Genomic DNA, 24,466 nt, shown 5'->3' with positions numbered 1-24,466 from the left:
GGTGATCCGATTTCAGACAAAGTACTTTGATGATTGTCATAAACCGACGTGCCGTACTTGCTCTATCGATGGCAGCGATTTTGCCTGACCGGTCGGCGTGGGGGCAGGAAAAGCGCATCGCCATCGTCGATTGGGCGATGCTGGAGACGGCTCTTGCCATCGGCATCGTCCCTGTTGCTGCCACTGAGCTTCTCCAGTTTCGATCCATTGCGGTCGAGCCGCATGTACCCGAAAGCGTCGCTGATCTTGGATTGCGTGGCACGCCTAACTTCGAAATGCTGCGCATGGCTGCGCCGGACATTATTCTCAGTTCCAATTTTTATGAATACCGGCGAGCCAGCCTGGAGAAGGTTGCGCCTGTATTTTCAATGACAGTTTATGAGCCGGGAACGCCGCCCTACGGGCTTGCCGAAAAAGTTGCATTGGGGCTTGGTGACAAACTTGGCCGCAGGGAACAAGCTGCCGCTTATGTTGCAGAGACATCGGCGCTGATCTTGGACCTGCGGATGCGCTTGAAGTATCATGCTACCCGCCCGCTTTTCATTATCAATATTGGCGACGCCCGGCATTTTCGGGCGTTTGGGGCTGATAGCATGTTCGGCGACGTCGCCGGGCGGCTGGGTTTTACCAATGCATGGGGACAGGAAAGCAGCTATTCCGCCGCCGCACCCGTTGGAATGGAGGCACTCGCTGGCGTGCCGGAAGCTTCGATCCTTATTGTGGGGCCTGTCCCGCCGGAAGCGGAAAACCTACTGCCGCAAAGCGGTTTATGGAATGCTCTTCCCGCTGTGAAGGCGGGCAGGGTGGCAACGCTTGACCCGATCAACCATTTTGGCGGCTTGCCCGCTGCCCGGCGTTTCGCGAGACTGTTTGCGGGCTCGTCGCTTTTTTCAGGCAGTGCCAGCAATGATTGAGCCTAAAGCGCTTAATAGAGGGCTGCTGCTCTGGGGTGCATTGCTGATTGTTGCCGCATCGCTTTTTGCCGGGCAGATCGCCGCGCAGTTTAGCCTCGCCACACGTGTCGCGCCGGAATTTGCAGGATTGCAAAAGCTCATTTTGATGGATTCCATTTTGCCTCGTAGCGCAATGGCAATTCTTTGTGGTGCGGCGCTCGGCTTTTCGGGAGCCTTGCTCCAGAGGGTATTGCGCAATCCCTTGGCAGAACCCTCGACCCTCGGGATTTCGGCGGGCGCGCAACTGGCGATGGCGATAGCCATGCTTTACTTCCCGGCGCTTATGGAAGGTGGACGAGAAGCCGTTGCCCTGGCAGGCGGACTTATCGCCGTTGCGCTCATTCTGTCGCTGACATGGCAGCGCGGTCTCGAACCCGTTTCCGTGGTTCTGGCTGGGATGATGGTTTCGCTGACCGCGACAGCGGCAAGTGCGGCACTTATCCTTGCCAATGGCGAATACATGTTTTCACTATTCATTTGGGGCGGGGGATCGCTGGCTCAGCAAAGTTGGGTACCCGTATCGGGAATTATCTGGAAAATTCTGCTTGCGTGTGCAGCATCCATTGTTCTGCTGCGCCCGTTATCCATTCTCGGTCTGGATGATGCCAGCGCCAAAAACCTTGGTGTAGCTCTTCATGGTACGCGTTTTCTCGTTATTGGACTTGCCGTCTGGCTTGCAACAAGCGTTACTGCCGAAGTTGGTATTATCGGCTTTGTCGGACTCGCCGCGCCAGCTCTGGCACGACTGACAGGCGCGCGCTCACCAGGGCAAATGTTGGCGGCCGCCCCGCTGGTTGGCGCGATCCTGCTTTGGTTGGCGGATGGGTTTGTGCAACTGGCTGCTGGCTCCGGCGGCGAGCGTATTCCAACAGGTGCTGCGACAGCACTGCTTGGAGGTCCATTGCTTCTTTGGCTGCTGCCGCGATTGCGCATGTTTGAATGGCCTTCGCTCAATGCCAAACCTGCGCCATCCCCGCGCGCACGCAGGCCAGCATGGACGGTTGCCGTGCTTGTCATCCTCACGGGTTTAGCTGCCGGGATCGCACTTTTGCTGGGGCGCGGCCCGGAAGGCTGGGTAATCGCGCGCGGCGAACTCCTTGCCGATCTTTTGCCGTGGCGCTGGCCGCGGACGGTGATAGCTGCAGCATCGGGTGCGATGCTTGCCGCCGCAGGGCAGATCATGCAGCGTGTTACCGCCAATCCTCTCGCCAGCCCCGAAATTTTGGGCGTTGGTACAGGCGCGGGCGTCGGGATCGCCGTGCCCCTTATGTTGCTTTCGGCCCCAAGTCAGATTGTTCTATTGGCCGGCGCCATGGCGGGTTCAATTATCGTTTTAGCCTTCATGCTGGCAATGTCAGCGCGCAGCGGCTTTGGGCCTGAGCGCCTTTTGCTTTCCGGCATAGCGATGGGTGCTTTGTGCAGCGCCATATTGACTGCAATTATTGCCACGGGAAGCCCGCAGGCTTTCATGCTGCTCGGATGGGTTAGCGGTTCATCCGCAGAGCGCCTGCCGGAAGAAATGTGGGTGGCGTTGGTTGCGCTTGTCCTTCTGGTGTTGCCGCTTGTTTTCACCACGCGCTGGCTTGATATGCTGCCATTGGGGCGGCCTGTCGGTTTGGAAACGGGGCTGCCTATTCGGATGAGCCGCGGCATACTGATCATATTATCGGCATGCCTGACCGCAGTTGCATCGCTTTTCGTTGGCCCTTTGAGTTTTGTCGGTCTGATTGCACCGCATCTTGCGCGTCTGATCGGACTGCATAGACCATTGACGGGCCTCATCGGAGCCATGCTTATCGGAGCTGGTCTGATGGTTTTGTCGGATTGGCTTGCCCGCATGGTGGCATTCCCCTATCAGCTGCCGCTCGGGCTGTTCGCATCGCTGATTTCAGGACCATATTTGATATGGCTGCTAAGCAAGGGCGGTCGAAACTGATCAGCCGCGCATAATCATGTCGGCGGCTTTTTCGGCAATCATGATTGTCGGCGAGTTCGTGTTGCCAGAAACTATCGATGGCATGATCGAAGCATCGGCAATGCGAAGACCTTGAATGCCGCGGACCTGCAATTGCGGATCCACAACAGAGTCCGGATCAGCGCCCATCCGGCATGTCCCTGCCGGATGAAAGATGGTGGTCCCGATTGCACCGGCAGCTTCAAACAGTTCGGCATCGGTCTGATATTGTGGTCCCGGTTTGAATTCTTCCGGCTTGAACTTTTGCAGCGGTTTTTGCGCGACTATGTTGCGCGTGATGCGAATAGAGTCAGCGGCGACCTGCCGGTCGCTTTCGGTGGTCAGGTAGTTCGGCCTTATGGATGGGTGGGCGCGGTGATCCGGCGATTTAATGTGGACAGTGCCGCGGCTATCCGGGCGCAAATTGCATACACTCGCGGTAAAAGCCGGAAAAGCGTGAACATTTTCGCCAAATTTTTCGAGCGATAGTGGCTGGACGTGATATTGCAGATTGGCAGTGGCGAATGACGGATCTGAACGGGTGAATACGCCAAGCTGACTGGGTGCCATCGACATGGGCCCTGATTGGCGCACAAGATATTCCAAAGCAATTGAAGCCTTCCCCATCAGCCGGTTGGCCTTCTCATTAAGCGTCGGAATACCCGTTACTTTGTAAGCACAGCGCAGTTGCAGATGATCCTGCAAATTCTCCCCTACGTTGCGGCGCTCCAACACCGTCTCAATACCGGCTGCCTGCAAAACGTCGCCTCGGCCTATGCCGGATAGTTCCAGGATTTGCGGCGACCCGACCGAGCCTGCGGAAAGAATGACTTCGCGTCGGCTCTGCACCGTGCGCACCATGCCAGCCTGTTCGAACTCAATGCCTTTGACGCTCAAACCATCAAGAATGAGCTTGCGAACATGCGCACCGGTCTGGACCGTGAGATTGGAGCGGTTCTTAGCGGGGCGCAGGAATGCTTTCGAGGTATTCCAGCGAATGCCACGTTTCTGATTTACCTTGAAGTAAGAAGACCCTTCATTGTCGCCGCGGTTGAAATCGTCGGTTCGCGGTATTCCCGCCGCCTCCGCCGCGTCCCTGAAAGCATCCAGAATATCCCAGTGAAGCCGCGCTTCTTCCACGCGCCATTCGCCGCCTGCACCATGAAATTCATCTGCGCCAAGATAGTAATCTTCCGATTTTTTAAAATAGGGAAGCACATCATCCCAGCCCCATCCGGTGCATCCGTCCTGCCGCCAAAGATCATAATCGCGGGCCTGACCGCGCATATAGATCATGCCGTTGATGGATGAACATCCGCCAAGAACCTTGCCGCGAGGATAGGCGAGGGAACGCCCGTTCAATCCCGCTTCGGCCTCGGTCGAAAAGCACCAGTCGGTGCGCGGATTTGAGATGCAATAGAGATAGCCCACGGGAATATGGATCCAGTGATAATTATCCCTGCCGCCTGCCTCCAGCAACAATACGGAGACATCTTTGTTTTCCGATAGACGGTTTGCAAGGGTACACCCCGCCGTGCCGGCACCGACAATGACGTAATCATAGAGGTCGCTCATGATCAGTTTTCCGACTTGCCTTCCAGCCTTTTGCCGAAACGCGAAGCATACAGCTCACCGATAATCCCGCGGCGGAACACGAGGACACATATCATGAAGATGATGCCGGTGATTACGGTGACTGGGAATTCGGAAGTTGCCAGATAGTTCTCAAGCGCCGAGATGAGGGCAGCACCAAATACCGGGCCGACCAAAGTACCTATCCCACCAAGCAGGGTCATGAGCACCACTTCACCCGACATTTGCCAGCTGACATCGGTCAATGTTGCGAACTGAAAAACAATCGCCTTGATGCCGCCTGCCAGCCCCGTGAGCGCCGCTGACATGACAAAAGCTGCCAATTTATATCGAGCGACAGAATAACCAAGCGAGATGGCGCGAGGCTCATTCTCCCGGACTGATTTGAGGATCATGCCGAATGGTGAATTGATGATGCGCCAGATGATGAACATGCCCAATAAAAAGACGGCAAGCACGAAGAAATACATATTCAGCGACTGGTTCAAATCGATGAAGCCGAACAGATGGCCGCGCGGCACGCCCTGAATGCCGTCTTCGCCGTGTGTAAATGATGCCTGCAAACAGAAGAAGAAGAACATCTGCGAGAGGGCGAGGGTGATCATCGTGGAATAGATGCCCTGACGCCTGATGGCGAAAAAGCCGATAATCAAACCTAGAAACGCAGCCCCTGCAACGCCAACGAGAATACCCAGTTCGGGCGAAAATCCCCACTCCTTCACCGAATGGGCAGTGAAATAGGCAGCGCCGCCAAAGAAGGCTGCGTGGCCGAACGAAAGAATGCCGGTATAGCCAAGAAGGAGATTAAAAGCGCATGCAAACAGAGCAAAGCACAGCACCTTCATCAGGAAAACCGGATAGAAAAAGAAGGGCGCAAGCACGAGAAGCGCAATGCCTGCAACGATCAGCGTAACTTCCAATGACAGAATTTTTTGTCTCGGTGCGGTGAGGGCGGATTGTGTCATGTCACGCATCCTTTCCGAAAAGACCTGCGGGACGCACAAGCAGCACGATTGCCATGATCACGAAGATGACGATGTTGGAGGCTTCCGGGTAGAAGACCTTTGTCAGCCCCTCCAATATGCCGAGCATATAGCCGGTTATGATGGCGCCCAATATGGAGCCCATGCCGCCAACGACAACAACCGCGAAAACAATGATGATCAGGTTTGATCCCATGAGCGGACTGACCTGATAGATTGGTGCCGCCAATATTCCGGCAAGACCGGCAAGTCCAGCGCCGAGGCCATAGGTAAAGGTGAGCAGCAAAGGAACGTTGATACCGAATGCGCGGACCAGCGTTGGATTTTCTGTCGCCGCCCGCAGCTGTGAGCCCAGTCGGGTCTTTTCAATGAGCAGCCACGTTCCAAGGCAAACCACCAAGGATGCCAGCACCACAAAGCCACGATATTTCGGCAGGAACATGAAGCCGAGATTATAACCACCTGTCAGAGCGCTTGGAACGGCATAGGGCTGACCTGCTGCGCCATAATAATAGCGGAACATGCCTTCCAGAACGAGCGCGAGGCCGAAGGTGAACAGCAAGCCATAGAGGTGGTCGAGATTATAAAGACGCGAGAGTGCGACGCGCTCGATGAATGCACCAGCGAACCCGACAATAATGGGAGCCAGTATCAAAGCTGGCCAATAACCAATGCCGAGTTCTGCAAGAAGCAGGTAACCAACAAATGCGCCGATCATATATTGCGCGCCGTGGGCAAAATTGATGACGCGCAGGAGGCCGAAAATGATCGCTAGTCCAAGGCTGAGCATTGCATAGAAGGAGCCGTTGATGAGGCCGATCAACAATTGCCCGAGAAAAGCCTGAAGGGGTACCCCAAAGATCATTGTCATTTCAAACTCCCAATGCTTCGTTGAGCATGGTCATGCGATCCGGCAATTCCTGAACCGGAAAATTGTCGATGATCTTTCCGTGATCAACAACGTAAAAACGATCAGCTACCTTGCTGGCAAAACGGAAGTTCTGCTCAACGAGCAAAACTGTCATTCCCCTCTGCTTCAAGGTAACGAGCACCTCGCCTATGCGTTGAATGATGACGGGCGCGAGGCCTTCGGTTGGTTCGTCAAGCAAAATCAGTTTTACACCGGTGCGCAGAATGCGCGCTATTGCCAGCATCTGCTGTTCGCCGCCGGAAAGCTTGGTGCCGGGGCTGTTGCGGCGCTCTTTAAGGTTTGGAAAGAGATCGTAAATCTCTTCGATCGACATCCCGCCATTGGCAACGACGGGCGGAAGACTCAAATTCTCGTCAACCGATAGCGTTGCGAAGATGCCGCGTTCTTCCGGCACAAAGCCAATACCGGCATGCGCTGCGCGATGAAGCGGCACGCGCATCATGTCCTTGCCGTCGAAAGTAATCGTACCCGTGCGCTTGCGTATGATGCCCATGATTGAACGCAAGGTCGTCGTTTTGCCAACGCCGTTGCGTCCCAGCAGGGTTACGGTCTCTCCCTGATGAATATCGAGATCAATGCCATGCAACGCATGACCTTCACCGTACCAGGCATGAAGATTGCGGACTGTGAGAAGAGGTTTTTTGTCAGTCATGCTCGGTCCCCATATAGGCAACGCGCACGCGTTCATCCTGGCTGACAGTCTTGTAATCGCCTGAAGTCAGTATTTCGCCGCGCTGAAGCACGGTGACCTGATCGCAAAGATCCGCGACGACTTTCAAATTATGCTCAACCATAAGAATGGCGCGGTCCTTGGCGACCTCACGAATAATATCGGAAACGATGTGCACATCCTCATGGCCCATGCCCGCCATTGGCTCATCAAGCAGCAGCACTTTCGGGTCAAGCGCTAGTGTCGTTGCGATTTCAAGAACTCGTTTACGGCCATAGGAAAGATCTGCCGCAAGCCTGTTGCGCGCATCTGTCAGACCAACCGCATCGATAAGTTCGTTGGCGCGCTCGTTCAATTTGTTCAGGGCGCTCATCGGAAGCCAGAATTGCGTCGATAGATGTCCTGGCCGCTGCAATGCGACACGAACATTATCCAATACGGTCAGATGCGGAAAGACGGCCGATATCTGAAAAGAACGCACCAATCCCATGCGCGCCACACGTGCCGGATCGGTTTTCGTTATATCATGATCAAGCAGCATGATGGTGCCGCTCGAGGGCTGCAAAAACTTTGTCAAAAGATTGAAGACCGTGGTTTTGCCAGCTCCGTTTGGTCCGATCAAGGCATGGACTTTGGCATGATGGACATCAAGGTCAACATTGTTGACAGCAATAAATCCACCGAAATCACGGCGCAGGCCACGGGCGGAAAGAACCACCCGTGACGTCTGATTATCGGGTGTGCCGGGAGAGGATTGTCCTCCCCCGAACGCAGTTGCGGCAGAACTGGTCATGCTTGCTACTTGACCAGATTGCAGCCGCTTTCGGCTGGTTTGATATAGGCTTCGTCGCCTGGTACCGTGGCCAGAACCTTGTAATAATCCCAAGGTGCCTTGCTTTCGTCCGGCTTCTTGACTTCCATCAAATACACATCGCTGATCAGGCGGCCATTCGCGCCGACCTTCGCGCCCCGTCCGAATACGTCATCGACCGGCATTTCATGCATCGCGGCAGCGACTTTTTCCGTATCGTCCGTCCCTGCCTTCTGGATGGCCTTGAGATATTGCGTTACGCCGGAATAGGTGGCGGCGTGAATCATATTGGGCATGCGGCCGGTGCGGTCGAAGAACTTCTTGCCGAAAGCACGCGATTCATCATCACGATCCCAATAGAAGCTTTCGGTCAGGGTCAGGCCCTGCGCCGCTTCGAGGCCGAGACCGTGAACTTCCGCCAGTGTAAACAGTAGGGCTGCGAGGCGCTGGCCGCCTGCAACAATGCCGAATTCAGCAGCTTGCTTGATGGCATTGGCAGTATCAAGACCGGCATTCGCGAGGCCGATGACTTTTGCGCCCGAGGACTGCGCCTGGAGAAGGAATGAGGAATAATCACTGGTTGCCAAAGGATGGCGGACCGAACCCACAACCTTGCCGCCCTTGGAGGTAACATATTTGCTCGTCTGTTCTTCCAGCGAATAGCCGAATGCATAGTCAGCTGTCAGGAAGAACCAGCTATCACCGCCAGCGCCCACGAGCGCGCCGCCAGTGCCAACGGCCAGCGCGTGCGTATCATAAGCCCAATGGAAGCCGTAAGGTGAGCATTGCTTGCCCGTCAGTTCTGCAGTTGCAGCACCGGTAACCAGATCGATCTTCTTTTTCTCTTTGGAGATGCCCTGAACGGCGAGAGCCACCGAGGAGGTTGTCAATTCCATAATGGAATCGACCTGCTCTGTATCGTACCACTGGCGGGCAATGTTAGAAGCAATATCGGCTTTGTTCTGGTGATCCGCTGAAATGATCTCAATTGGTGCATCAAGAACCTTGCCACCAAAATCTTCAGCCGCCATCTTCGCAGCTTCAAACGACCATTTGCCGCCGAAATCCGCATAGACGCCGGACTGATCATTCAAAATGCCGATCTTGACCTTGCCATCGGAAATTTCGGCGCTGGCTGCCGGAATCACTGTAGCTGCCATCAAAGCAGCGGTTACGACGGTTAAAAGCTTCATTCTTCTCTCCTCCCAAAGATTAATTGTCTGGCTGGGCATCAAATGATGACCGCCATTGGTGAACTGGATATAATTGTCATGTGCTGATCGCGAACCAGCGATTAGCTCGCCTTCGCTTGGTAGTTCCCTCCCTCGATCCAGCCCATTCTTGCTGAACATTGTTCTTCCCATGATTGCGCCGTTTCTCCCGACCGGCAACCATGTTGTTGAAAAAAGTCTAGCATTGACAAATAAGTACACAAACATCTAATTTTGCACATATTCCGTACAAAAATGTACATGAAGGCTTTGCACACAAATGCGACAGTTCACATGGGATGATCTCCAGTATTTTCTGGCTGTCGCCCGCACCGGCCAATTGACCACAGCAGCGCGGCGTCTGCGGACAAATCACGTGACCGTTTCGCGCCGGATCGAGCGATTGGAAGAGGCGCTGTCGGCCCGCCTGTTTGAGCGAAATCCGCGCGGCTATATTGTTACCGCGCTTGGGGAAAAACTGATTGAATCTGCGGAGGTCATGGAGCGCGAAGCAGAGCGTTTTCAGAATGAAGCATCGGGAGGAACTGTATCACTTAGCGGTGTGGTCCGGCTGAGCATCCTTGAGGGGTTCGCCAATTTCTTTCTGGCAGACCGTTTGCCGCTGATGACACAATCATACCCGGGGCTATCCGTGGAAATGGTGACAATTCAGCAGATCGTATCCTTGTCGCGGCGTGAAGCGGACCTATCAATAACGCTCAACGCCAGCCGGACAGGACGCTATCATCAAGAAAAGCTGATGCCATATCGGTTGTTCGTTTACGGTTCGGCAGACTACCTGGCGCGGCACGCAACAATCAAACGACAGGCGGATCTCTCAGAGCACCGATTTATCGGTTATATTGAGGACATGATATTTACGCCCGGTCTCGATTATATGCGCGAGATACTTCCGGGTTTGCGTGCATCCTATCAAAGCTCCAGCATTTTCGCCCAGCTTAGCGCGGCGCGCACCGGTTTTGGCTTGTGTATTTTGCCTTATTACATTGCTTGCAACTATCCCGAACTCGTTCCGGTCCTTCCCAAGGAATTGCACCTCAATCGCGACTATTGGCTCATTTGTCATGAGGATATTGTAGGTACGCCGCGCATCAGAGTGTTGAGCAATTTCATTAAATCTGAACTCGAAAGCCAAGCCGCCGATTTTGCCGGTCAGCCGCTTATGGATGGCTCGTAAAACGAGCCGGCGACAGGCGTGAAAGCAGGGGTTCCACATTGGCGTCGGGAGTGCGTCCCCGGATCAAAGCTGCTGCAAGCGCCGACAAGGCTGGCGAAGTCTGGATACCGTAACCGCCTTGTCCTGCAAGCCAAAAGAAGTCATCCACCGAATCATCAAAACCCGCGACAGGAGTCCTGTCCGGCGCAAAGGTGCGTAGGCCTGCCCAGCTACGCTCGACCCGATTGACTGGAACGGTGACAGCCTGCTCGAAGCGATAGAGACCTTCGGCGAGGATCATATCGTCAACATAGGCATCATGCGGCTCGACGGGAATTTCGTCGGCGGGCGAGACAAACATGCGTCCACCATCGGGCTTCAGATACCAGGCTTCGTTGACATCATCGACAAGCGGCCAATTGCGGGTGTCGTGACCATCGGGCGCTGGTAGAACTGCAATCGAGCGGCGCAGCGGCGTTAGCCCAAGAGGCTTGGCGCCAAATATTGCGGCTGTCAGATCTGCCCAGGCACCAGCGGCGTTGATAATGATCCGGGCGCTGAAAACCTTGTCGGATGCATTGACAATCCAGCCACCGGCAACGCGATTGGCGCTGGTGACTTCGGTATTGGTAAAAAGTCGGACGCCCAGCGCCGATGCCTTGCGCAACCAGCCCTGATGAAGAGCGTTGACGTCGATATCTTGTGCATCCTCTTGATAAGCGGCGGCTTTGACGTAGTCGCGACTGAGGATGGGTACCAGAGAAAGCGCTTTGTCGACAGAAATAGCTTCTACGCCAATGCCGTCTCGGACAAATTCTTCGCATGTCGCGACGCCATCTTCATCGGCGACCGTCAATGATCCCCGCGCTGTCAGCAATGGTTCGGGAAAAAGGCCCGTGTCTCGATGGTGAAACATCGGTGCACTGGCTCGGTTTAGCCCACGAATGACTTCATTGCCATAATTTGGAATGAAGATTGCCGCCGACCGTCCGGTAGAATGATATCCGGCCTGACTTTCGCGCTCTACGACAACAACACTGTGCGTGTCAGCCAAGGCGGCCGCGACACCAGCGCCAGCAATGCCTGCGCCGATGACAAGGACGTCGGTCTCAATAGTTTCACTCATCATTGTCTCTTACTTGTTTTGCTTTTGCACAAATGGACTGAAAACCATCAGACTCAGGATTTCGAACAGCACTTGTGCGCCCGCATGTGCAGTGTTGGTGGTAGCGTCATATTGCGGAGCGACCTCAACCACATCGCCTCCCACGAGATTAATGCCTTTAAACCCTCGAATGAGTTCGAGCACTTCCCGCGTCGTCAAACCACCAACTTCCGGCGTCCCGGTGCCCGGCGCAAAACTTGGATCAAGACTATCAATATCGAATGACAGATAGGTCGGGCCATCGCCGATTATGGACCTGGCTTTTTCGATGATCGCCGGGATGCCCAGTCCGGTGACTTCTTCCGCATGAATGACGGTCATGCCGGACTCATAGGAAAACTCCCACAAATACTCGGCAGAGCCACGAATGCCGATCTGGATCGTTCTTGTCGGGTCAAGAACTCCATCCAGAACCGCATTGCGGAATGGACCGCCATGATGGAATTTGGTCTGGTCGAACGCGCCACCCGTATCACAATGCGCATCGATATGGATCATCCCGACAGGGCCATTCTTGCCGACGGCTTTCAGGATAGGGTGGCTGATCGAATGATCGCCGCCGACAGCCAGCGGCAGGACACCGGCATCAACAATCTGGTTGAAGCGCCGTTCAATATCATCATGGCTTTGCTCCAACCTGTAACGGCTGGCAAATGGCACATCGCCAATATCGGCGACGCGAAGGTCGAACACCGGTGCGCATTCCAGAACGTGATTATATGGGCCAATACGCTCGATCGTGCGAACAGCACGCGGGCCGAAACGCGAACCAGGACGATTGGTTACGCCAAGGTCCATCGGCACGCCGACAATGGCTACCTGGAGATTGCCAAAGTCAGGATTAACGGCGTCAACCGGCATATAAGGTGCCGTGAGAAATGTCGGTATACCCGCATAGGGTGCAAGGCGAGTGCCGCTCTTGGAAAATATTTTGTCAGCTACTTTCCGGAATCGTTCATCAAACAACTCACCGCCATGGCTCTCGCCATATTTGGCGCGCAACTCGCTCAGTTTGTTTTCATCCCACGATGGCATAATGCTGGCTTCCCGAAATGTTCATGTCGTTGCAGAATGGTCAGCACACCCTAAAGTGGCAGGGAAATCAATCATCATTCTGTGAACAGGTCATGCGAAATGGTCACAGATGACTTCAATCCGATTGGCTATTAAGAACTTGCTGGACGTGGAAGAAGCGATACAGGAACGAATGATGACTGCTGCAATGCTCAATACCCTTGTAACCCGCCTATCGCCGCCGCCGATACCGGCAGTTCAAGCCTGGGGAAAGTCCTATGATGGCAGCCAGGGTTCGCTGATTGATTTATCGCAAGCTGTCCCGGGCTATCCGGCGCATGAGAAGATGCTGCAATGGCTTGGCGAAGCCTCGTCCTCATTGGCTTACACCAATTACGGTCCCATCGAGGGCGAAACAATATTACGCGAAGCCTATGCCGCTCATGTGTCCGAGATCTATGACGCAAAAATCAGTGCCGACAATATTCATATCACATCGGGCTGCAATCAGGCCTTTGTCTGTGCTTCCATGGTTGCCGCTTCTGCAGGCCATACCATTCTTGTGACCGATCCATTTTATTTCAATCACGAGACGACTTTGGCGATGCTTGGCATCAAAACAGGCAAAGTGAATTGCACTGCGTCGGAGGGTTTTGTTCCCACTATCGACGCCATCCAGATGGCGATGACGCCGGATGTTCGTGCACTTGCTCTTGTAACGCCGAACAATCCGACGGGAGCGATTTATCCTGCCGACAGGCTGCAGGTGATCTTTGATTTTTGCAGGGACGCTGGCATTTGGCTCATTCTTGACGAGACCTATCGGGATTTTTTGCCAGATGGCGCCGGTGCCCCGCATGGCTTGTTTGCTACAGCAGATTGGCAGGAAAATCTGATCGAGCTCTACAGTTTTTCCAAATCCTTTTGCATCCCCGGACATAGGCTGGGCGCAATAGTGGCAGGTGGGGCAGTGGTCGAGCAAATTGCCAAAATCATGGATAATTTACAGATATGTCCGCCCCGAGCCCCACAAGCTGCTCTCGCTCGCGCCTTGCCTGCATTGACGGAATGGCGCGCAGGAAACCGTCTGGAAATTGAAGTGCGGGCAAAAGCTCTTCGCGACGTGATGGCCGAGCTGGACGGATGGGCACTGGAATCGATAGGCGCCTATTTCGCATTTGTCAGGCACCCATTCGATGGCATGGCGTCAGAGATGGTGGCAGAGCAATTGGCAAAACGTGCTGGAATCCTCGCCATTCCCGGCGAATATTTCGGCGAAAGGCAAACCCCATTTCTGCGGTTTGCCTTTGCCAATGCCGATGCTCAAACCATCCGCGAGCTGCGGGGAAGGTTGGCTGGATTTGGGCTCTAGTAGCCGCGCGCTGAACCGGAACCGGAGCGGCTGTCCATGGCTCCATTATATCGGGCGCCACCGCCTTCGGTGATTTCACCAAGGCTCTTGCCGCCGACAAGAATGCCTGCGGCTTGGCCCCAAATGGTCCAATCCTGATCGATTCCGACATTATGACCCATTTCCGTCAGAATTTTCATCGTATCGCCGGAAAGCGCGTAAGGCTCCATATAGACCCGGTCAGGCAACCACTGGTGATGAATGCGCGGAGCATCTATTGCCTCTTGTATGTCCATCCCGTGATCAATCACATTGATGATCGCTTCGAGCGTAATAGTGATAATGCGCGCGCCGCCGGGACTGCCAATGACCATAAAAGGCTTGCCATCCTTGGAGATGATTGTCGGACTCATTGAAGAAAGAGGCGTCTTCTTCGGTTGAATCGCATTGGCTTCGCCCTGCACCAACCCGTAAAGATTTGGAACGCCGGGCTTAGAGGTGAAATCGTCCATTTCATTGTTAAGCAATATGCCAGTGCCAGCAGCAACAACACCTGCGCCGAATGAACCGTTCAGGGTATAAGTCACGGCAACGGCGTTGCCCTCATCATCGACAATCGAATAATGCGTCGTCTCTGTGCTTTCGCCGAATCCCTTTGGTGTCAGCTCTTTCGACACGCCGGCTTTATAGGGGCTGATCTTGTCACGGATATCTTTGGCGTATTTTTTATCCAAAAGTTTGGAGACGGGATTATCAACGAAATCAGGGTCGCCAAGCGATGCGTTGCGATCCACATAGGCGTAGCGCATTGCTTCTATCATGGCATGAACCGTTTCGGCGGAACCGTAACCCAGATATCCAAGAGGGTAGTTTTCAAGGATATTCAGTATCTCGCAGATGATGACACCACCTGAACTCGGCGGCGGCGAAGAGACAATATCATAACCGCGATAATTGCATTTCACAGGTTCAAGCTCGCGAACCTTGTACTGTTCAAAATCAGCCTTGGCCAAAACGCCGCCACCGGCCCCGCTCGCTTTGACAATGGCATCTGCAATGGGACCTTTGTAGAATGCATCGGAGCCTTTATCGGAAATCGCTGCAAGCGTTGCGGCTAAATCAGCTTGAACCAATGTTTCGCCGATCGCATAAGGCTTCGCATCCGCCTTCAGGAATATTGCAGCCGCGGCCGGATCGGTGGATAGTTTCTTGGTGCCATTTTGTAGCGATGCGATGTCACCTTGGTCGAGCACAAAACCATCGCGAGCAAAGCGTATAGCTGGCCCGATAAGTTCGTCGCGCGATTTCGTACCATATTTCTCCCGGGCCATTTCAAAGCCGGCGACAGATCCGGGCACGCCCACAGCCAGATAGCCATTTGTGCTTCGACCTTTGACGATGTTGCCCTGATCGTCGAGATACATGGTCTTGGTTGCTGCAAGCGGAGCCCGTTCGCGGAAGTCGAGGAAAGTGGTCTTCCCATCCTTCAGACGGATCGTCATAAAGCCACCGCCGCCAATATTACCGGCGGTTGGATAAACCACAGCCAGAGCATACCCGACTGCGACTGCGGCATCGACAGCGTTTCCGCCGCTCTTGAGGACTTCGACACCGACTTCGGATGCAAGGTGCTGAGCTGTGACCACCATTCCATGTTCTGCTGCAACAGGATCCGGCGATGCGGCATAAATCTGCGTCACAGGTGCAAGAGCCAGCCCGAGCGCTGTGACAAAGACTCCTGCCTTCATGAAACGAGTATCCATGACTTCCTCCTATGATTTGAGTGAAGTCAGTGGAGCCTCTTCAGCGGATCAAGTCCAGCGTAAATTGGAAGGCAATTATAAATATAGCGCCCTTATGCGCTCTGATCGAGCTCCGGGTAATGTCTGAAAATGCCGGATGTATTGAAGTCGAGGCGACGTTCCGAACGGAGATAAGCCTTGATATTGGGCCGATTGTCGACCGTGTCATGCAAAGCCTGTAAAGCCGGATAATCTTTGGCCAGATTTGCCGTGGCTCTGGGGAAAGCATAACGAAGTCCCTCGAAAATCTGGAACAGGGAAATATCGACATAGCTCAGTGATTTGCCGATCGTGTGAGCCTTGCCATCAGGATTCCGGTGCAGAACCCGCTCGAAGTAATCCAGGAATTTAGGCATGCGATGTTCGATAAAGTCTTTGGAGCGCAGTTTGGCTGCCTCTTTTTGATCTTCATAATATTGCGTTGTGGCGATGGGATGGTGCGTATCATGCACCTCCGCGACAAAGTCCGTTATGGTCAGCTGCAATCCATTTGCGAATATACGCTGGTTTTCATCGCTAGGGGCGAGGTTGAGTTTAGGCCCGAGATAAAACAGGATATTCGCGACATGCGATATGATCAGGTCGCCATCTTTCAGAAAAGGTGGCGCAAAGGGCAGGTGGCGTTCACTCTTGCTTTTGAGCACCTTCATCATCGCGTCAATGCCCCGCTCGGGACCATCCTCGCGCGCGATGTCGATATAATCGGCTCCCGCGTCTTCCAGCGCGAGCCGGATAAATTCACCTCGTCCTTGTAACCCGTCCCAATAATATAGCTCGTAGGGCATAAGCGTCTCCTGCTGCTTCCGTTTTTCCATTTGAGCATGGGAATGTGGCAGAGAGCGACTTATTTCCTCCGGCGGCGCAACTGGTCAAAATAGACGATCACTATGATCAGCACGCCTGTGATAACCCGTTGCCAGAACGAATTGACGTTGAGGAGATTGGCGCCGTTGTTAATGGTGGCAAGGATGAAGGCTCCAAGCAATGGACCTTGAACAGATCCTACAGCTCCAAAAAGACTCGTGCCGCCGATGACGGATGAGGCAATGGCTTGCAGCTCCCAGCCTTCCGCCTGCGTAGGGTTGCCAACTCCGATGCGCGTAGCAAGCAGAATGCCGACGAAGGAAGCGCAAACGGCTGACAGAGCATAGGCAAGGTAGATGGTGCGATTGACGTTTACGCCGGAGAGACGGGAAGCTTCGGCGTTTGACCCAACTGAAAAGAGATATCTGCCCCAACGCGTGTGCTGAAGCAGAATATAGGCAGGGATACCCACGAGGATAACCATCCAAAACAGGTTTGGAACTCCCAGAAAATCATTTCGCGAGAAGTTTGTGAACTCGTCATTATTGATGGAAATGGTTGCGCCATTGGTAATCAAAAGACCGATTCCGCGAAGCGATGTGAGTGTTGCCAGAGTGATGATGAAGGGTGGCAATCCCATCTTTACAATACCGAAACCATGGAAGAGCCCGATGCCAAGACCAATGCCAAGGGTAATGAGCACGGCTGCCCAGATTGGAAATCCATTGGCCAGAAGCAATGCAACAATTGTGCTGGCAAAGCCCGCGATTGCGCCAACAGATAGATCTATCCCGCCGGTGATTATGACAAAGGTCTGGCCCACTGCGAGGATCGCAATCATGGCGCCTTGGCGCAGCAAATTGGCGATGTTGTTTGTCGTCCAGAAGGTCGTGGTTGACAGGCCGAGGATCAGCCATAGAACAAGCAGGAGAGCGAGCAATGTCAGCCCGAAGAGGATGTTGTACCGCTTCTTGGGTGAAATAACTGGTTCCTTGGTATCAACACTCATGATCAGGACTCTCCGGATAAAATTGGGTTGGCCGGGGCCGAACCAAGCGCTTTTGTTAGAATATCTTCATGGCTGGCGGATTTGAATGGATGGGATGCAACCATCTCGCCGCGCCGGAAAACATGAAGTGTATCAGCCAGTTCATAGACTTCCGGCAAATATGAAGAAATCAGGATGATCCCGGCTCCTTGCGATAGCAGCGCCGAAAAAAGGCGATAAATCTCAGCTTTGGTGCCGACATCGACACCGACCGTGGGTTCGTCAAAGATGAAGAGCTTTGCACCGTGATTAAGCCATTTGCCAATGACGATCTTTTGCTGATTGCCGCCTGAAAGGCTGGCAGCGCTTGCACTGCGTGTCGATGTCTTGATGCGCAGGTCGGCGATTTGGCGATCCGCCTGGGCTGACTCCTTGCTCTTTGATATAATTCCGCCACGGCTAAGTTTCGGATAAACCGGCAGGTTGAGATTCAGGCTTACAGGCAGTGACAGGCAAAGTCCCTGATCCCTGCGGCTTTCCGGGGCGAGCGCGATGCCGAGCTTGATCGCATCCTTCTCGCGGCGAATATAGACCTCCTCGCCTTTCCACAAAATTGAGCCGGAGGACTTTGGATACCGACCAAAGACAGTGGTGACAAACTCGCTGCGCCCCGCGCCGATCAATCCATAGAGACCGACAATTTCGCCTTCCCGAACAGTCAGCGATATATTTTCGAAGCCTTTGCCGGAGAGATTTCGGGTTTCCAGGATGGGTTTGCCGAACTCGAAACTATCCTTGTGATAAATCTGCTCGATGGAGCGATTGATCATCATGGCAATCAGTTCGTTTTCATTGGTGTCGGCGATGTCTCGCGTACCTACCAAGGTTCCGTCCCGTAATACCGACACCCGGTCGGCAAGTTCAAAGACTTCTTCCATCCGGTGGCTGATATAAACAATGGTTACGCCATTTGCCTGCATGCGCCGGATGAGGGCAAAAAGCTGCATACCCTCTTTTCGTGTCAGATAGGCAGTAGGCTCATCAAATATGAGAAAACGCGCGCCTCTTGTCGCCGCACGTGCCGTTGCAATCAATTGCTGCTGACCGATTGTCAAATCACTGAGCGTGGCATGGGCGGGAAGATCAAAGCCGAGATCGTCAAGAATCTTCTGTGCGTCCCGCACCATGTTTCGATGTCTAAGCAACCCGAAACGTAGATGTTCTTCACCCAGAAAAATATTGGCGGCAACGCTGAGATGCGGACAAAGAACAACTTCCTGGTGCACGGCATTAATGCCATGCTTGATAGCTTCGATAGGGGTGCCCAATGCCACGGGTTCGCCGCGCCAGTAAACATCGCCGCCCGTGCGCGGAATGACGCCGGTTAAAAGCTTTATGAGGGTTGATTTGCCTGCGCCATTTTCGCCAACAATGGCATGTATTTCACCGGCCTTAAAAGCTAGGTCGGTCGGTTTCAGGGCATGCGTACCAAAATACTGCTTTTCCAGCCCTTTAAGTTCAAGGATAGGTGAATCGGCCGCCATGATCGCAGCGGTTGCATGTGTTCCGTTGCCGGACTGTGATGCAAAGTTCTGAGTTTCCATGGCAGCCTCTTCGATTGGAGAGCAGAATTCCGATTAATCAAGCTTCGGATTCAGCAGCTCCTGCGCGCGTGGCTCGCTCATGTTCGCCTTGGTGATCAGATTGGCACCCGTGTCGACATTGGCTTCGACTTTCTCGCCCTTTGAAGCAGCGAGCGCAGTTTTTACGCCGTCATAACCCATGCGAAATGGATCCTGGACTACCAGAGCGTAAAGCACGCCATCGCTGAGGAATTTCACCAGCTTTTCATCACTGTCAAAGGCGATGACCTTGATCTTGTCCTGGGCCTTGTTTTCGGCAATCGCCTGGCCTGCGCCCTGACCCATGATCAGGTTGGATGCAAAAATTCCACGCAGTTCAGGATTGGCGGTGATCAAGTCGGTTGTGATATTCAGGCCTGTTGTTGCCTGACCATCTGCAACCTTATCTGCTACCAGCTTGAGCCCTGGATATTTTGCCGCCAATTGCTCTTTAAAGCCCTTGGCCCGTTGATCCAGCGAACCAACGCCGGGAAGCGCGGTGATGATTGCAACATCGCCTTCTGCCTTGCCGTATTTTTCAGTGATTGCAGCAGCCAGACCATCGGCAGCGACACGGCCACCTTCAACATTGTCAGTCGTCAGGAACGATGTGAAAGCCTTGGAGTCCGCAGCAGAGTCGATCCCGATGATCTTTACCGATTTTGCTGCCTCGTCAATCGGCTTGCCAAGTGCTTTAAACTCTGTTGGCGAAATCACAATTGCTGCCGGTGAGCCGGAAACTGCATTCTCCAAAATGGATATCTGGCCATTAATATCCGACTCAGCCTGCGCTCCGAGTTCTGGAACTTTAACGCCGAGATCTTTGCCAGCTTTGCGTGCTCCGGCCAGAACGATCTGCCAATAAAAGGACGTCGTGTCTTTAACGATGATAGGAATGGTGACGTCCTGCGCCCGCACAGGTGCTACACCCATCATGCCCGCCATGATCGCAACGCTGGTTACGCCAAGCATGGTTCTACGATTTATGCTTTTTCCAAAAAGTATCATTTCAGGTTCCTCTCCAAGCGCCTTTCTTGTTTGATTGTCGTTAGGGCTGTGGCGCACTCAACCCCGCTTTGTAGCCATTCTACTTGATTGTGAACTGTTCCACTTCAGCAAAAAATGCCTCGGGTATCGTCACATTCAAAAGATCCATGTTTCTGGTCAGACTAGCAGCTTTGGCGGTTCCGATAAGAACATTCGCAACGACAGTCTCACGCAGAGGAAATTGCATCGCGGCAGCAGCGAGCGGGATGGAATGAGATTTGGCAACGGCCTCCATGGACCGGACACGACTCAAAATATCTTCCGACGCTGGCCCATAATCAAAATTGGCTCCCGGCACCGGCCCTGTTGCCAATATGCCGGAATTGAACACGCCCCCAATGACCAGGGAAATCTTCTTCTTGCGGCATTCTTCCAGCAATCCACGTTCCGCCGAACGATCCAGAAGCGAGTAGCGTCCGGCCAAAAGGATGCAGTCTATATCGCTTTGTGCGATCACATCCATGCACACCTCAACCTCATTTACCCCAAGGCCGTAAGCGGAAATTGCGCCTGACGATTTCAGCTCTTGCAATGCCCTCATGCCGCCATCCAGAAGTTGCTTCTGATAGACCGCATTCTTTTCAGGACCGTGGGTATATGCGCCGATGTCATGCACATAGAGAATATCTATGCGGTTCAGCCCAAGACGGGCAAAGCTGAACTCGAAAGACCGCATGATACCGTCATAGCTATAATCATAGTCGACGGCGAAGGGCAGGGGATTGACGTAGGAATGGTCCGGGATTTGGTTGTCGGGCACTGGCCTGAGCAAACGTCCAACTTTCGTTGAAAGCACATAGCTGTCGCGTGGTTTCGAGCGCAGGAAATCACCCGTGCGGCGCTCCGAAAGACCAAAGCCGTAAAAAGGTGCGGTATCGAAGTAGCGCATACCCGCATCCCATGCCGTTTGCAGTGCTGCAATGGCATCGTCGCGGGGGCATTCTCTATACAAGCCACCTATCGCCGCGCCCCCAAATCCAAATTGGGTTAAGGCCAGCGGCGTTGCACCTATTGTACGAATTTCCAAGCGTTCCTCCCAGACACGCAAAGTCTATATTGTCTTTTATCGACAAAAAACCTTTGCAGTCAATCGTTCTTGTGCCTAAATAATTTAGGGAACGCTTGTTTTGGCAAGCGGGGAGGGGCGGGATGTCAAAACAGAATACGGTTTTCAAGGAAGGCTACAATAGATGTCTTCATCTGTTGCGCGATGTGGAAACTGTGCCATCCGAATCCGAGCTTGGCGCGAGACTGGGCATAAGTCGAACAACCGTGCGGGCTATCCTTAAAAAGCTGGCGGAGTCCGGCCTGGTTGAAATGGAAAAGCCGGGCAAGGCCGTGCTGCGTAAACCCAGGCCCAAAGATTACTTTCCCGAGGATCAAACGGATTCCCTTTCCGAAATTATCGAACGTAGTTTCATGAAAAGGATTCTTGCCGGTGGCGCGCAGCCGGGCATGCAAATTAATGAACTCGAGCTTGCACGTGACATCGGGGTAGGCACATCGAGCGTTCGCGAGTTTCTTATACGCTTCAGTCGATTTGGGCTGATCGAAAAACGCAAGAACAGCCATTGGATATTGAAAGGCTTTACGCGGGCCTTTGCGCTGGAGCTGTTTGAAGTTCGTGAAGTGTTCGAGCTCAGGTCGGCAGTTGCATTTACCAAGCTGCCAGATGATCACCCGGCGCGAGGAAAACTTGATGATCTGGAACTTGAGCACCGAACGCTTCTAAGCGAAATTGATAGCCGGTATACCGAATTTTCCGAACTCGATGAGCGTTTTCACAGGTTGATCCATTCGGCTTCTCACAACCGCTTTGTGGATGATTTCTACGATATTATCGCGATTGTTTTCCACTACCATTATCAGTGGAACAAATTGCACGCGCAGCAGCGCAACACCCGCGCTCTTGAAGAACATTTAGATTATATTGATGCTCTTCGCTCCCGAGACCAATCCAGGGTCAACAAAGCGTGCCGCGCGCATTTGAAGTCCGCGCGCGACACATTGCTTCAATCCATAATGCCGAAGGAAAGGGAGCAGGAGCCGGGATGATTATTTTTTGCGCATAGCATCTGCCAATGCCGCACCGAAAGCGCCCTGCGATGCAGGGATTTGCGGCTTGGGCGATGGTTTGCGGAGCTGAGAAGCATTGTCCGATGAATGTGGCTTTTTGGGACCTTCATTGCCGCCGCCATCTTTGCGCATCGTCAGGCTGATGCGATTGCGTTTGGGATCGACATCGACAACGCGGACTTTGACAACATCCCCCGCTTTGACGATCTCGTGGGCATCCTTGACAAATCTGTCGGCCAATTGGGAAAGGTGCACGAGGCCGTCCTGATGGACGCCAATATCGACAAAAGCGCCGAATGCGGCGACGTTGGTCACTGTCCCTTCGAGCAACATGCCGGGCTTCAAGTCTTTGATGTTGTCAATGCCATCAGCAAAAGCAGCTGTCTTGAACTCCGGTCGGGGATCGCGACCGGGTTTTTCCAGCTCAGCAATAATATCGCGAATGGTGGGCAGACCAAAGCGCTCATCAACGAAGACTCGCGGATCAAGCGCTTTCAAAGCGGTACTGTCATTCATCAATGAGCGCACATCCCTCCCGCAGGCGCTGACGATTTTCTTTGCAACTCCATAAGCTTCCGGATGAACGGCAGATGCATCAAGCGGCTCGCTGCCGTCGCTGATACGCAAAAATCCGGCGCATTGCTCAAAAGCCCGGGGTCCGAGCCGCGCAACTTTTAGAAGTTCGCGGCGGGTTTTAAACGGACCGGTTTGATCGCGGTGAGCGATAATAGCTTCCGCGAGCGACGCGCCCAAACCGGAAATACGCGCCAGCAATGATGCTGATGCGGTATTGAGATCGACACCGACAGCATTGACGGCATCTTCGACGACGCCTTCGAGCGACCGCGCGAGGCGATATTGGTCAACATCGTGTTGATACTGTCCAACACCAATGGATTTCGGCTCGATCTTGACCAGTTCGGCAAGTGGATCTTGCAGGCGCCGGGCGATGGATACGGCGCCGCGTAACGAAACGTCCAGCGTGGGAAACTCGGCAGCGGCGGTGGCGGAGGCTGAATAAACGGAAGCGCCAGCCTCGCTGACAATGACCTTCAACGGCTTTGGTGCAGGCATGTCACCGAGCATATCGGCGACGAGTTTTTCGGTTTCGCGACTGCCTGTTCCATTGCCAATGGCGATGAGTTCGACCTTGTGCTTCGTGACCAGTCTCGCCAGTTCGGCTTGCGTGCCTCTCACATCATTGCGCGGCGGAAACGGGTAGACGGTCGCCGTATCGAGAAGCTTCCCCGTGCCATCAATGACTGCAACCTTTACGCCCGTGCGAATGCCAGGGTCGAGACCCATTGTTGCCCGCGACCCTGCCGGCGCTGCCAGCAGCAGATCCTTGAGGTTTCGGGCAAATACGCGAATTGCTTCTTCTTCGGAACGCTCGCGCAAGGCCGTCATCAGATCGACGGAGAGGTTGAGAGAAAGCCTGATGCGCCATGTCCAGCGCACGACATCCATCAGCCATGTGTCTGCTGCACCATTTCCTGAAATCGAATAGGCTTCGGCAATCATCCGCTCCACGGGCTTGATTGCTGACGTATCATCGGCATCAATCTCGATATCGAGGGAAAGCACCTCTTCATTGCGACCGCGCAACATGGCAAGTGCGCGATGGCTGGGCGTGGTTGCCCAACGTTCGAAATGGTTGAAGTAGTCAGAAAACTTTGCGCCAGCCTCTTGCTTGCCGTCCACAACCTTCGCACGCAGTACTGCTCTATCTTTCATGTAATTGCGCAAGCGACCGATAAGGTCGGCATTTTCGGAAAACTTCTCGACAAGAATATCGCGTGCGCCATCAAGAGCGGCTTTAACATCAGCAACGTCCGAGGTGACGAAGTTCTTCGCGATTTCCAGCGGAATTGTCCGTCGATCAGATATGATGGCTTCCGCCAAAGGCCCAAGACCTCTCTCGCGGGCAATCTCTGCCTTTGTTCGCCGCTTGGGCTTATATGGCAGATAGATATCTTCCAGTTCGGCTTTGGTGATCGCTGCGGCGATCTTGCCTTCCAGCTCCGGTGTAAGCTTTCCCTGACTTTGGATTTCGTTGATGATCGTGTCACGACGCGCTTCCAGTTCGCGCAGGTAGATCAACCGCTCGTCGAGGGTACGCAACTGTGTATCGTCAAGTCCGCCGGTCACTTCCTTACGATAGCGTGCAATGAAAGGAACCGTAGCTCCGCCGTCCAGCAGCTCTATCGCGGCATTTACCTGATCAGGACGCGCATTGATTTCGGCCGCGATAAGGCGGGGGATGCTGGCAGTATTGGTAACAGTCACGTTGTATCCATAAAATCATGATCGGGCG

Annotated in this window: 20 protein-coding genes; 5 read left to right on the top strand and 15 right to left on the bottom strand. The window is 53.8% G+C overall.

What is annotated here, in order from left to right:
• Positions 1-29 precede the first annotated feature (29 nt).
• Positions 30-914 carry an iron-siderophore ABC transporter substrate-binding protein gene (locus V9K95_RS13865; protein ID WP_307275549.1) on the top strand — a complete coding sequence of 295 codons (885 nt, stop codon included), beginning with the start codon at positions 30-32 and terminating at the stop codon, positions 912-914.
• Positions 907-2,889: a Fe(3+)-hydroxamate ABC transporter permease FhuB gene (gene fhuB, locus V9K95_RS13860; RefSeq protein ID WP_336442156.1), complete on the top strand. Its 1,983-nt coding sequence runs from the start codon at positions 907-909 to the stop codon at positions 2,887-2,889. The genes V9K95_RS13865 and fhuB overlap by 8 nt, the downstream gene beginning before the upstream one ends.
• On the opposite strand, the gene V9K95_RS13855 is transcribed toward fhuB, so the two are convergent.
• The 6 genes from V9K95_RS13855 to V9K95_RS13830 are packed head-to-tail and all read right to left on the bottom strand — an operon-like array spanning position 2,890 to position 9,088.
• Positions 2,890-4,482, bottom strand: coding sequence for a GMC family oxidoreductase (locus tag V9K95_RS13855; RefSeq protein WP_336442157.1), 1,593 nt, complete (start codon positions 4,480-4,482; stop codon positions 2,890-2,892). It lies immediately after the preceding gene.
• A gap of 2 nt (positions 4,483-4,484) precedes the next feature.
• Positions 4,485-5,465 carry a branched-chain amino acid ABC transporter permease gene (locus V9K95_RS13850; RefSeq protein WP_336442158.1) on the bottom strand — a complete coding sequence of 327 codons (981 nt, stop codon included), beginning with the start codon at positions 5,463-5,465 and terminating at the stop codon, positions 4,485-4,487.
• 1 nt (position 5,466) lies between these two features.
• Positions 5,467-6,354, bottom strand: a complete 888-nt coding sequence (locus tag V9K95_RS13845) for a branched-chain amino acid ABC transporter permease (RefSeq protein WP_115053379.1) — start codon at positions 6,352-6,354, stop codon at positions 5,467-5,469.
• A 1-nt stretch (position 6,355) separates the two neighbouring features.
• The gene (locus V9K95_RS13840) at positions 6,356-7,066 is read right to left on the bottom strand and encodes an ABC transporter ATP-binding protein (protein ID WP_115053380.1); all 711 of its coding nucleotides are present in this window, start codon (positions 7,064-7,066) and stop codon (positions 6,356-6,358) included.
• Positions 7,059-7,877: an ABC transporter ATP-binding protein gene (locus V9K95_RS13835; protein ID WP_307275531.1), complete on the bottom strand. Its 819-nt coding sequence runs from the start codon at positions 7,875-7,877 to the stop codon at positions 7,059-7,061. The genes V9K95_RS13840 and V9K95_RS13835 overlap by 8 nt, the downstream gene beginning before the upstream one ends.
• Before the next feature lie 5 nt (positions 7,878-7,882).
• Positions 7,883-9,088, bottom strand: coding sequence for an ABC transporter substrate-binding protein (locus V9K95_RS13830; RefSeq protein ID WP_115053809.1), 1,206 nt, complete (start codon positions 9,086-9,088; stop codon positions 7,883-7,885).
• A gap of 298 nt (positions 9,089-9,386) precedes the next feature.
• Here V9K95_RS13830 and V9K95_RS13825 point away from each other — a divergent pair, with 298 nt between their 5' ends.
• Positions 9,387-10,304, top strand: a complete 918-nt coding sequence (locus tag V9K95_RS13825) for a LysR family transcriptional regulator (RefSeq protein ID WP_115053382.1) — start codon at positions 9,387-9,389, stop codon at positions 10,302-10,304.
• Here V9K95_RS13825 and V9K95_RS13820 read toward each other — a convergent pair.
• Complete coding sequence (locus tag V9K95_RS13820) at positions 10,288-11,409, bottom strand: NAD(P)/FAD-dependent oxidoreductase (RefSeq protein ID WP_336442159.1); 1,122 nt, start codon at positions 11,407-11,409, stop codon at positions 10,288-10,290. The genes V9K95_RS13825 and V9K95_RS13820 overlap by 17 nt on opposite strands.
• Before the next feature lie 9 nt (positions 11,410-11,418).
• Positions 11,419-12,483, bottom strand: coding sequence for an agmatinase (gene speB / locus V9K95_RS13815; RefSeq protein ID WP_307275523.1), 1,065 nt, complete (start codon positions 12,481-12,483; stop codon positions 11,419-11,421).
• A 175-nt stretch (positions 12,484-12,658) separates the two neighbouring features.
• Between speB and V9K95_RS13810 the strand changes: the two genes are divergently transcribed.
• Entirely contained in the window at positions 12,659-13,834 is a 1,176-nt protein-coding gene (locus V9K95_RS13810) for an aminotransferase (RefSeq protein ID WP_115053811.1), read from the top strand.
• Here the strand turns inward: V9K95_RS13810 and ggt are convergent.
• The 6 genes from ggt to V9K95_RS13780 form a co-directional block, all read right to left on the bottom strand.
• Complete coding sequence (gene ggt, locus V9K95_RS13805) at positions 13,831-15,561, bottom strand: gamma-glutamyltransferase (protein ID WP_336442199.1); 1,731 nt, start codon at positions 15,559-15,561, stop codon at positions 13,831-13,833. The genes V9K95_RS13810 and ggt overlap by 4 nt on opposite strands.
• A 107-nt stretch (positions 15,562-15,668) precedes the next feature.
• On the bottom strand, positions 15,669-16,400 hold the full coding sequence (locus V9K95_RS13800; RefSeq protein WP_336442160.1) for a glutathione S-transferase: 732 nt from the start codon (positions 16,398-16,400) through the stop codon (positions 15,669-15,671).
• 59 nt (positions 16,401-16,459) lie between these two features.
• Positions 16,460-17,428 carry an ABC transporter permease gene (locus V9K95_RS13795; protein ID WP_336442161.1) on the bottom strand — a complete coding sequence of 323 codons (969 nt, stop codon included), beginning with the start codon at positions 17,426-17,428 and terminating at the stop codon, positions 16,460-16,462.
• Positions 17,429-17,430: 2 nt separating this feature from the next.
• Positions 17,431-18,951, bottom strand: coding sequence for a sugar ABC transporter ATP-binding protein (locus V9K95_RS13790; RefSeq protein WP_336442200.1), 1,521 nt, complete (start codon positions 18,949-18,951; stop codon positions 17,431-17,433).
• 93 nt (positions 18,952-19,044) lie between these two features.
• Positions 19,045-20,001: an ABC transporter substrate-binding protein gene (locus V9K95_RS13785; RefSeq protein WP_336442201.1), complete on the bottom strand. Its 957-nt coding sequence runs from the start codon at positions 19,999-20,001 to the stop codon at positions 19,045-19,047.
• Positions 20,002-20,116: 115 nt separating this feature from the next.
• Positions 20,117-21,103 carry an aldo/keto reductase gene (locus V9K95_RS13780; RefSeq protein WP_115053387.1) on the bottom strand — a complete coding sequence of 329 codons (987 nt, stop codon included), beginning with the start codon at positions 21,101-21,103 and terminating at the stop codon, positions 20,117-20,119.
• 122 nt (positions 21,104-21,225) lie between these two features.
• Between V9K95_RS13780 and V9K95_RS13775 the strand changes: the two genes are divergently transcribed.
• The gene (locus V9K95_RS13775; RefSeq protein WP_336442162.1) at positions 21,226-22,131 is read left to right on the top strand and encodes a GntR family transcriptional regulator; all 906 of its coding nucleotides are present in this window, start codon (positions 21,226-21,228) and stop codon (positions 22,129-22,131) included.
• Here V9K95_RS13775 and V9K95_RS13770 read toward each other — a convergent pair whose 3' ends face one another.
• A complete protein-coding gene (locus V9K95_RS13770; RefSeq protein ID WP_336442163.1) occupies positions 22,132-24,438 on the bottom strand; it encodes a Tex family protein in 2,307 nt (768 codons plus the stop codon). It lies immediately after the preceding gene.
• Between the last annotated feature and the right edge of the window lie 28 nt (positions 24,439-24,466).

It is taken from the genome of Phyllobacterium sp. CCNWLW183, assembly GCF_037203775.1.
GTDB lineage: Bacteria > Pseudomonadota > Alphaproteobacteria > Rhizobiales > Rhizobiaceae > Phyllobacterium > Phyllobacterium ifriqiyense.
Note: the sequence above shows the minus strand (reverse complement) of the source record. Positions and strands in the feature narration are given on the sequence as shown.

Excerpts from the sequence above, each read along its gene's own strand:
- V9K95_RS13865 (WP_307275549.1), top strand. The coding sequence starts at position 30 with ATGATTGTCATAAACCGACGTGCCGTACTTGCTCTATCGATGGCAGCG.
- fhuB (WP_336442156.1), top strand. The coding sequence starts at position 907 with ATGATTGAGCCTAAAGCGCTTAATAGAGGGCTGCTGCTCTGGGGTGCA.
- V9K95_RS13855 (WP_336442157.1), bottom strand. The coding sequence starts at position 4,482 with ATGAGCGACCTCTATGATTACGTCATTGTCGGTGCCGGCACGGCGGGG.
- V9K95_RS13850 (WP_336442158.1), bottom strand. The coding sequence starts at position 5,465 with ATGACACAATCCGCCCTCACCGCACCGAGACAAAAAATTCTGTCATTG.
- V9K95_RS13845 (WP_115053379.1), bottom strand. The coding sequence starts at position 6,354 with ATGACAATGATCTTTGGGGTACCCCTTCAGGCTTTTCTCGGGCAATTG.
- V9K95_RS13840 (WP_115053380.1), bottom strand. The coding sequence starts at position 7,066 with ATGACTGACAAAAAACCTCTTCTCACAGTCCGCAATCTTCATGCCTGG.
- V9K95_RS13835 (WP_307275531.1), bottom strand. The coding sequence starts at position 7,877 with ATGACCAGTTCTGCCGCAACTGCGTTCGGGGGAGGACAATCCTCTCCC.
- V9K95_RS13830 (WP_115053809.1), bottom strand. The coding sequence starts at position 9,088 with ATGAAGCTTTTAACCGTCGTAACCGCTGCTTTGATGGCAGCTACAGTG.
- V9K95_RS13825 (WP_115053382.1), top strand. The coding sequence starts at position 9,387 with ATGCGACAGTTCACATGGGATGATCTCCAGTATTTTCTGGCTGTCGCC.
- V9K95_RS13820 (WP_336442159.1), bottom strand. The coding sequence starts at position 11,409 with ATGAGTGAAACTATTGAGACCGACGTCCTTGTCATCGGCGCAGGCATT.
- speB (WP_307275523.1), bottom strand. The coding sequence starts at position 12,483 with ATGCCATCGTGGGATGAAAACAAACTGAGCGAGTTGCGCGCCAAATAT.
- V9K95_RS13810 (WP_115053811.1), top strand. The coding sequence starts at position 12,659 with ATGACTGCTGCAATGCTCAATACCCTTGTAACCCGCCTATCGCCGCCG.
- ggt (WP_336442199.1), bottom strand. The coding sequence starts at position 15,561 with ATGAAGGCAGGAGTCTTTGTCACAGCGCTCGGGCTGGCTCTTGCACCT.
- V9K95_RS13800 (WP_336442160.1), bottom strand. The coding sequence starts at position 16,400 with ATGCCCTACGAGCTATATTATTGGGACGGGTTACAAGGACGAGGTGAA.
- V9K95_RS13795 (WP_336442161.1), bottom strand. The coding sequence starts at position 17,428 with ATGAGTGTTGATACCAAGGAACCAGTTATTTCACCCAAGAAGCGGTAC.
- V9K95_RS13790 (WP_336442200.1), bottom strand. The coding sequence starts at position 18,951 with ATGGCGGCCGATTCACCTATCCTTGAACTTAAAGGGCTGGAAAAGCAG.
- V9K95_RS13785 (WP_336442201.1), bottom strand. The coding sequence starts at position 20,001 with ATGCTTGGCGTAACCAGCGTTGCGATCATGGCGGGCATGATGGGTGTA.
- V9K95_RS13775 (WP_336442162.1), top strand. The coding sequence starts at position 21,226 with ATGTCAAAACAGAATACGGTTTTCAAGGAAGGCTACAATAGATGTCTT.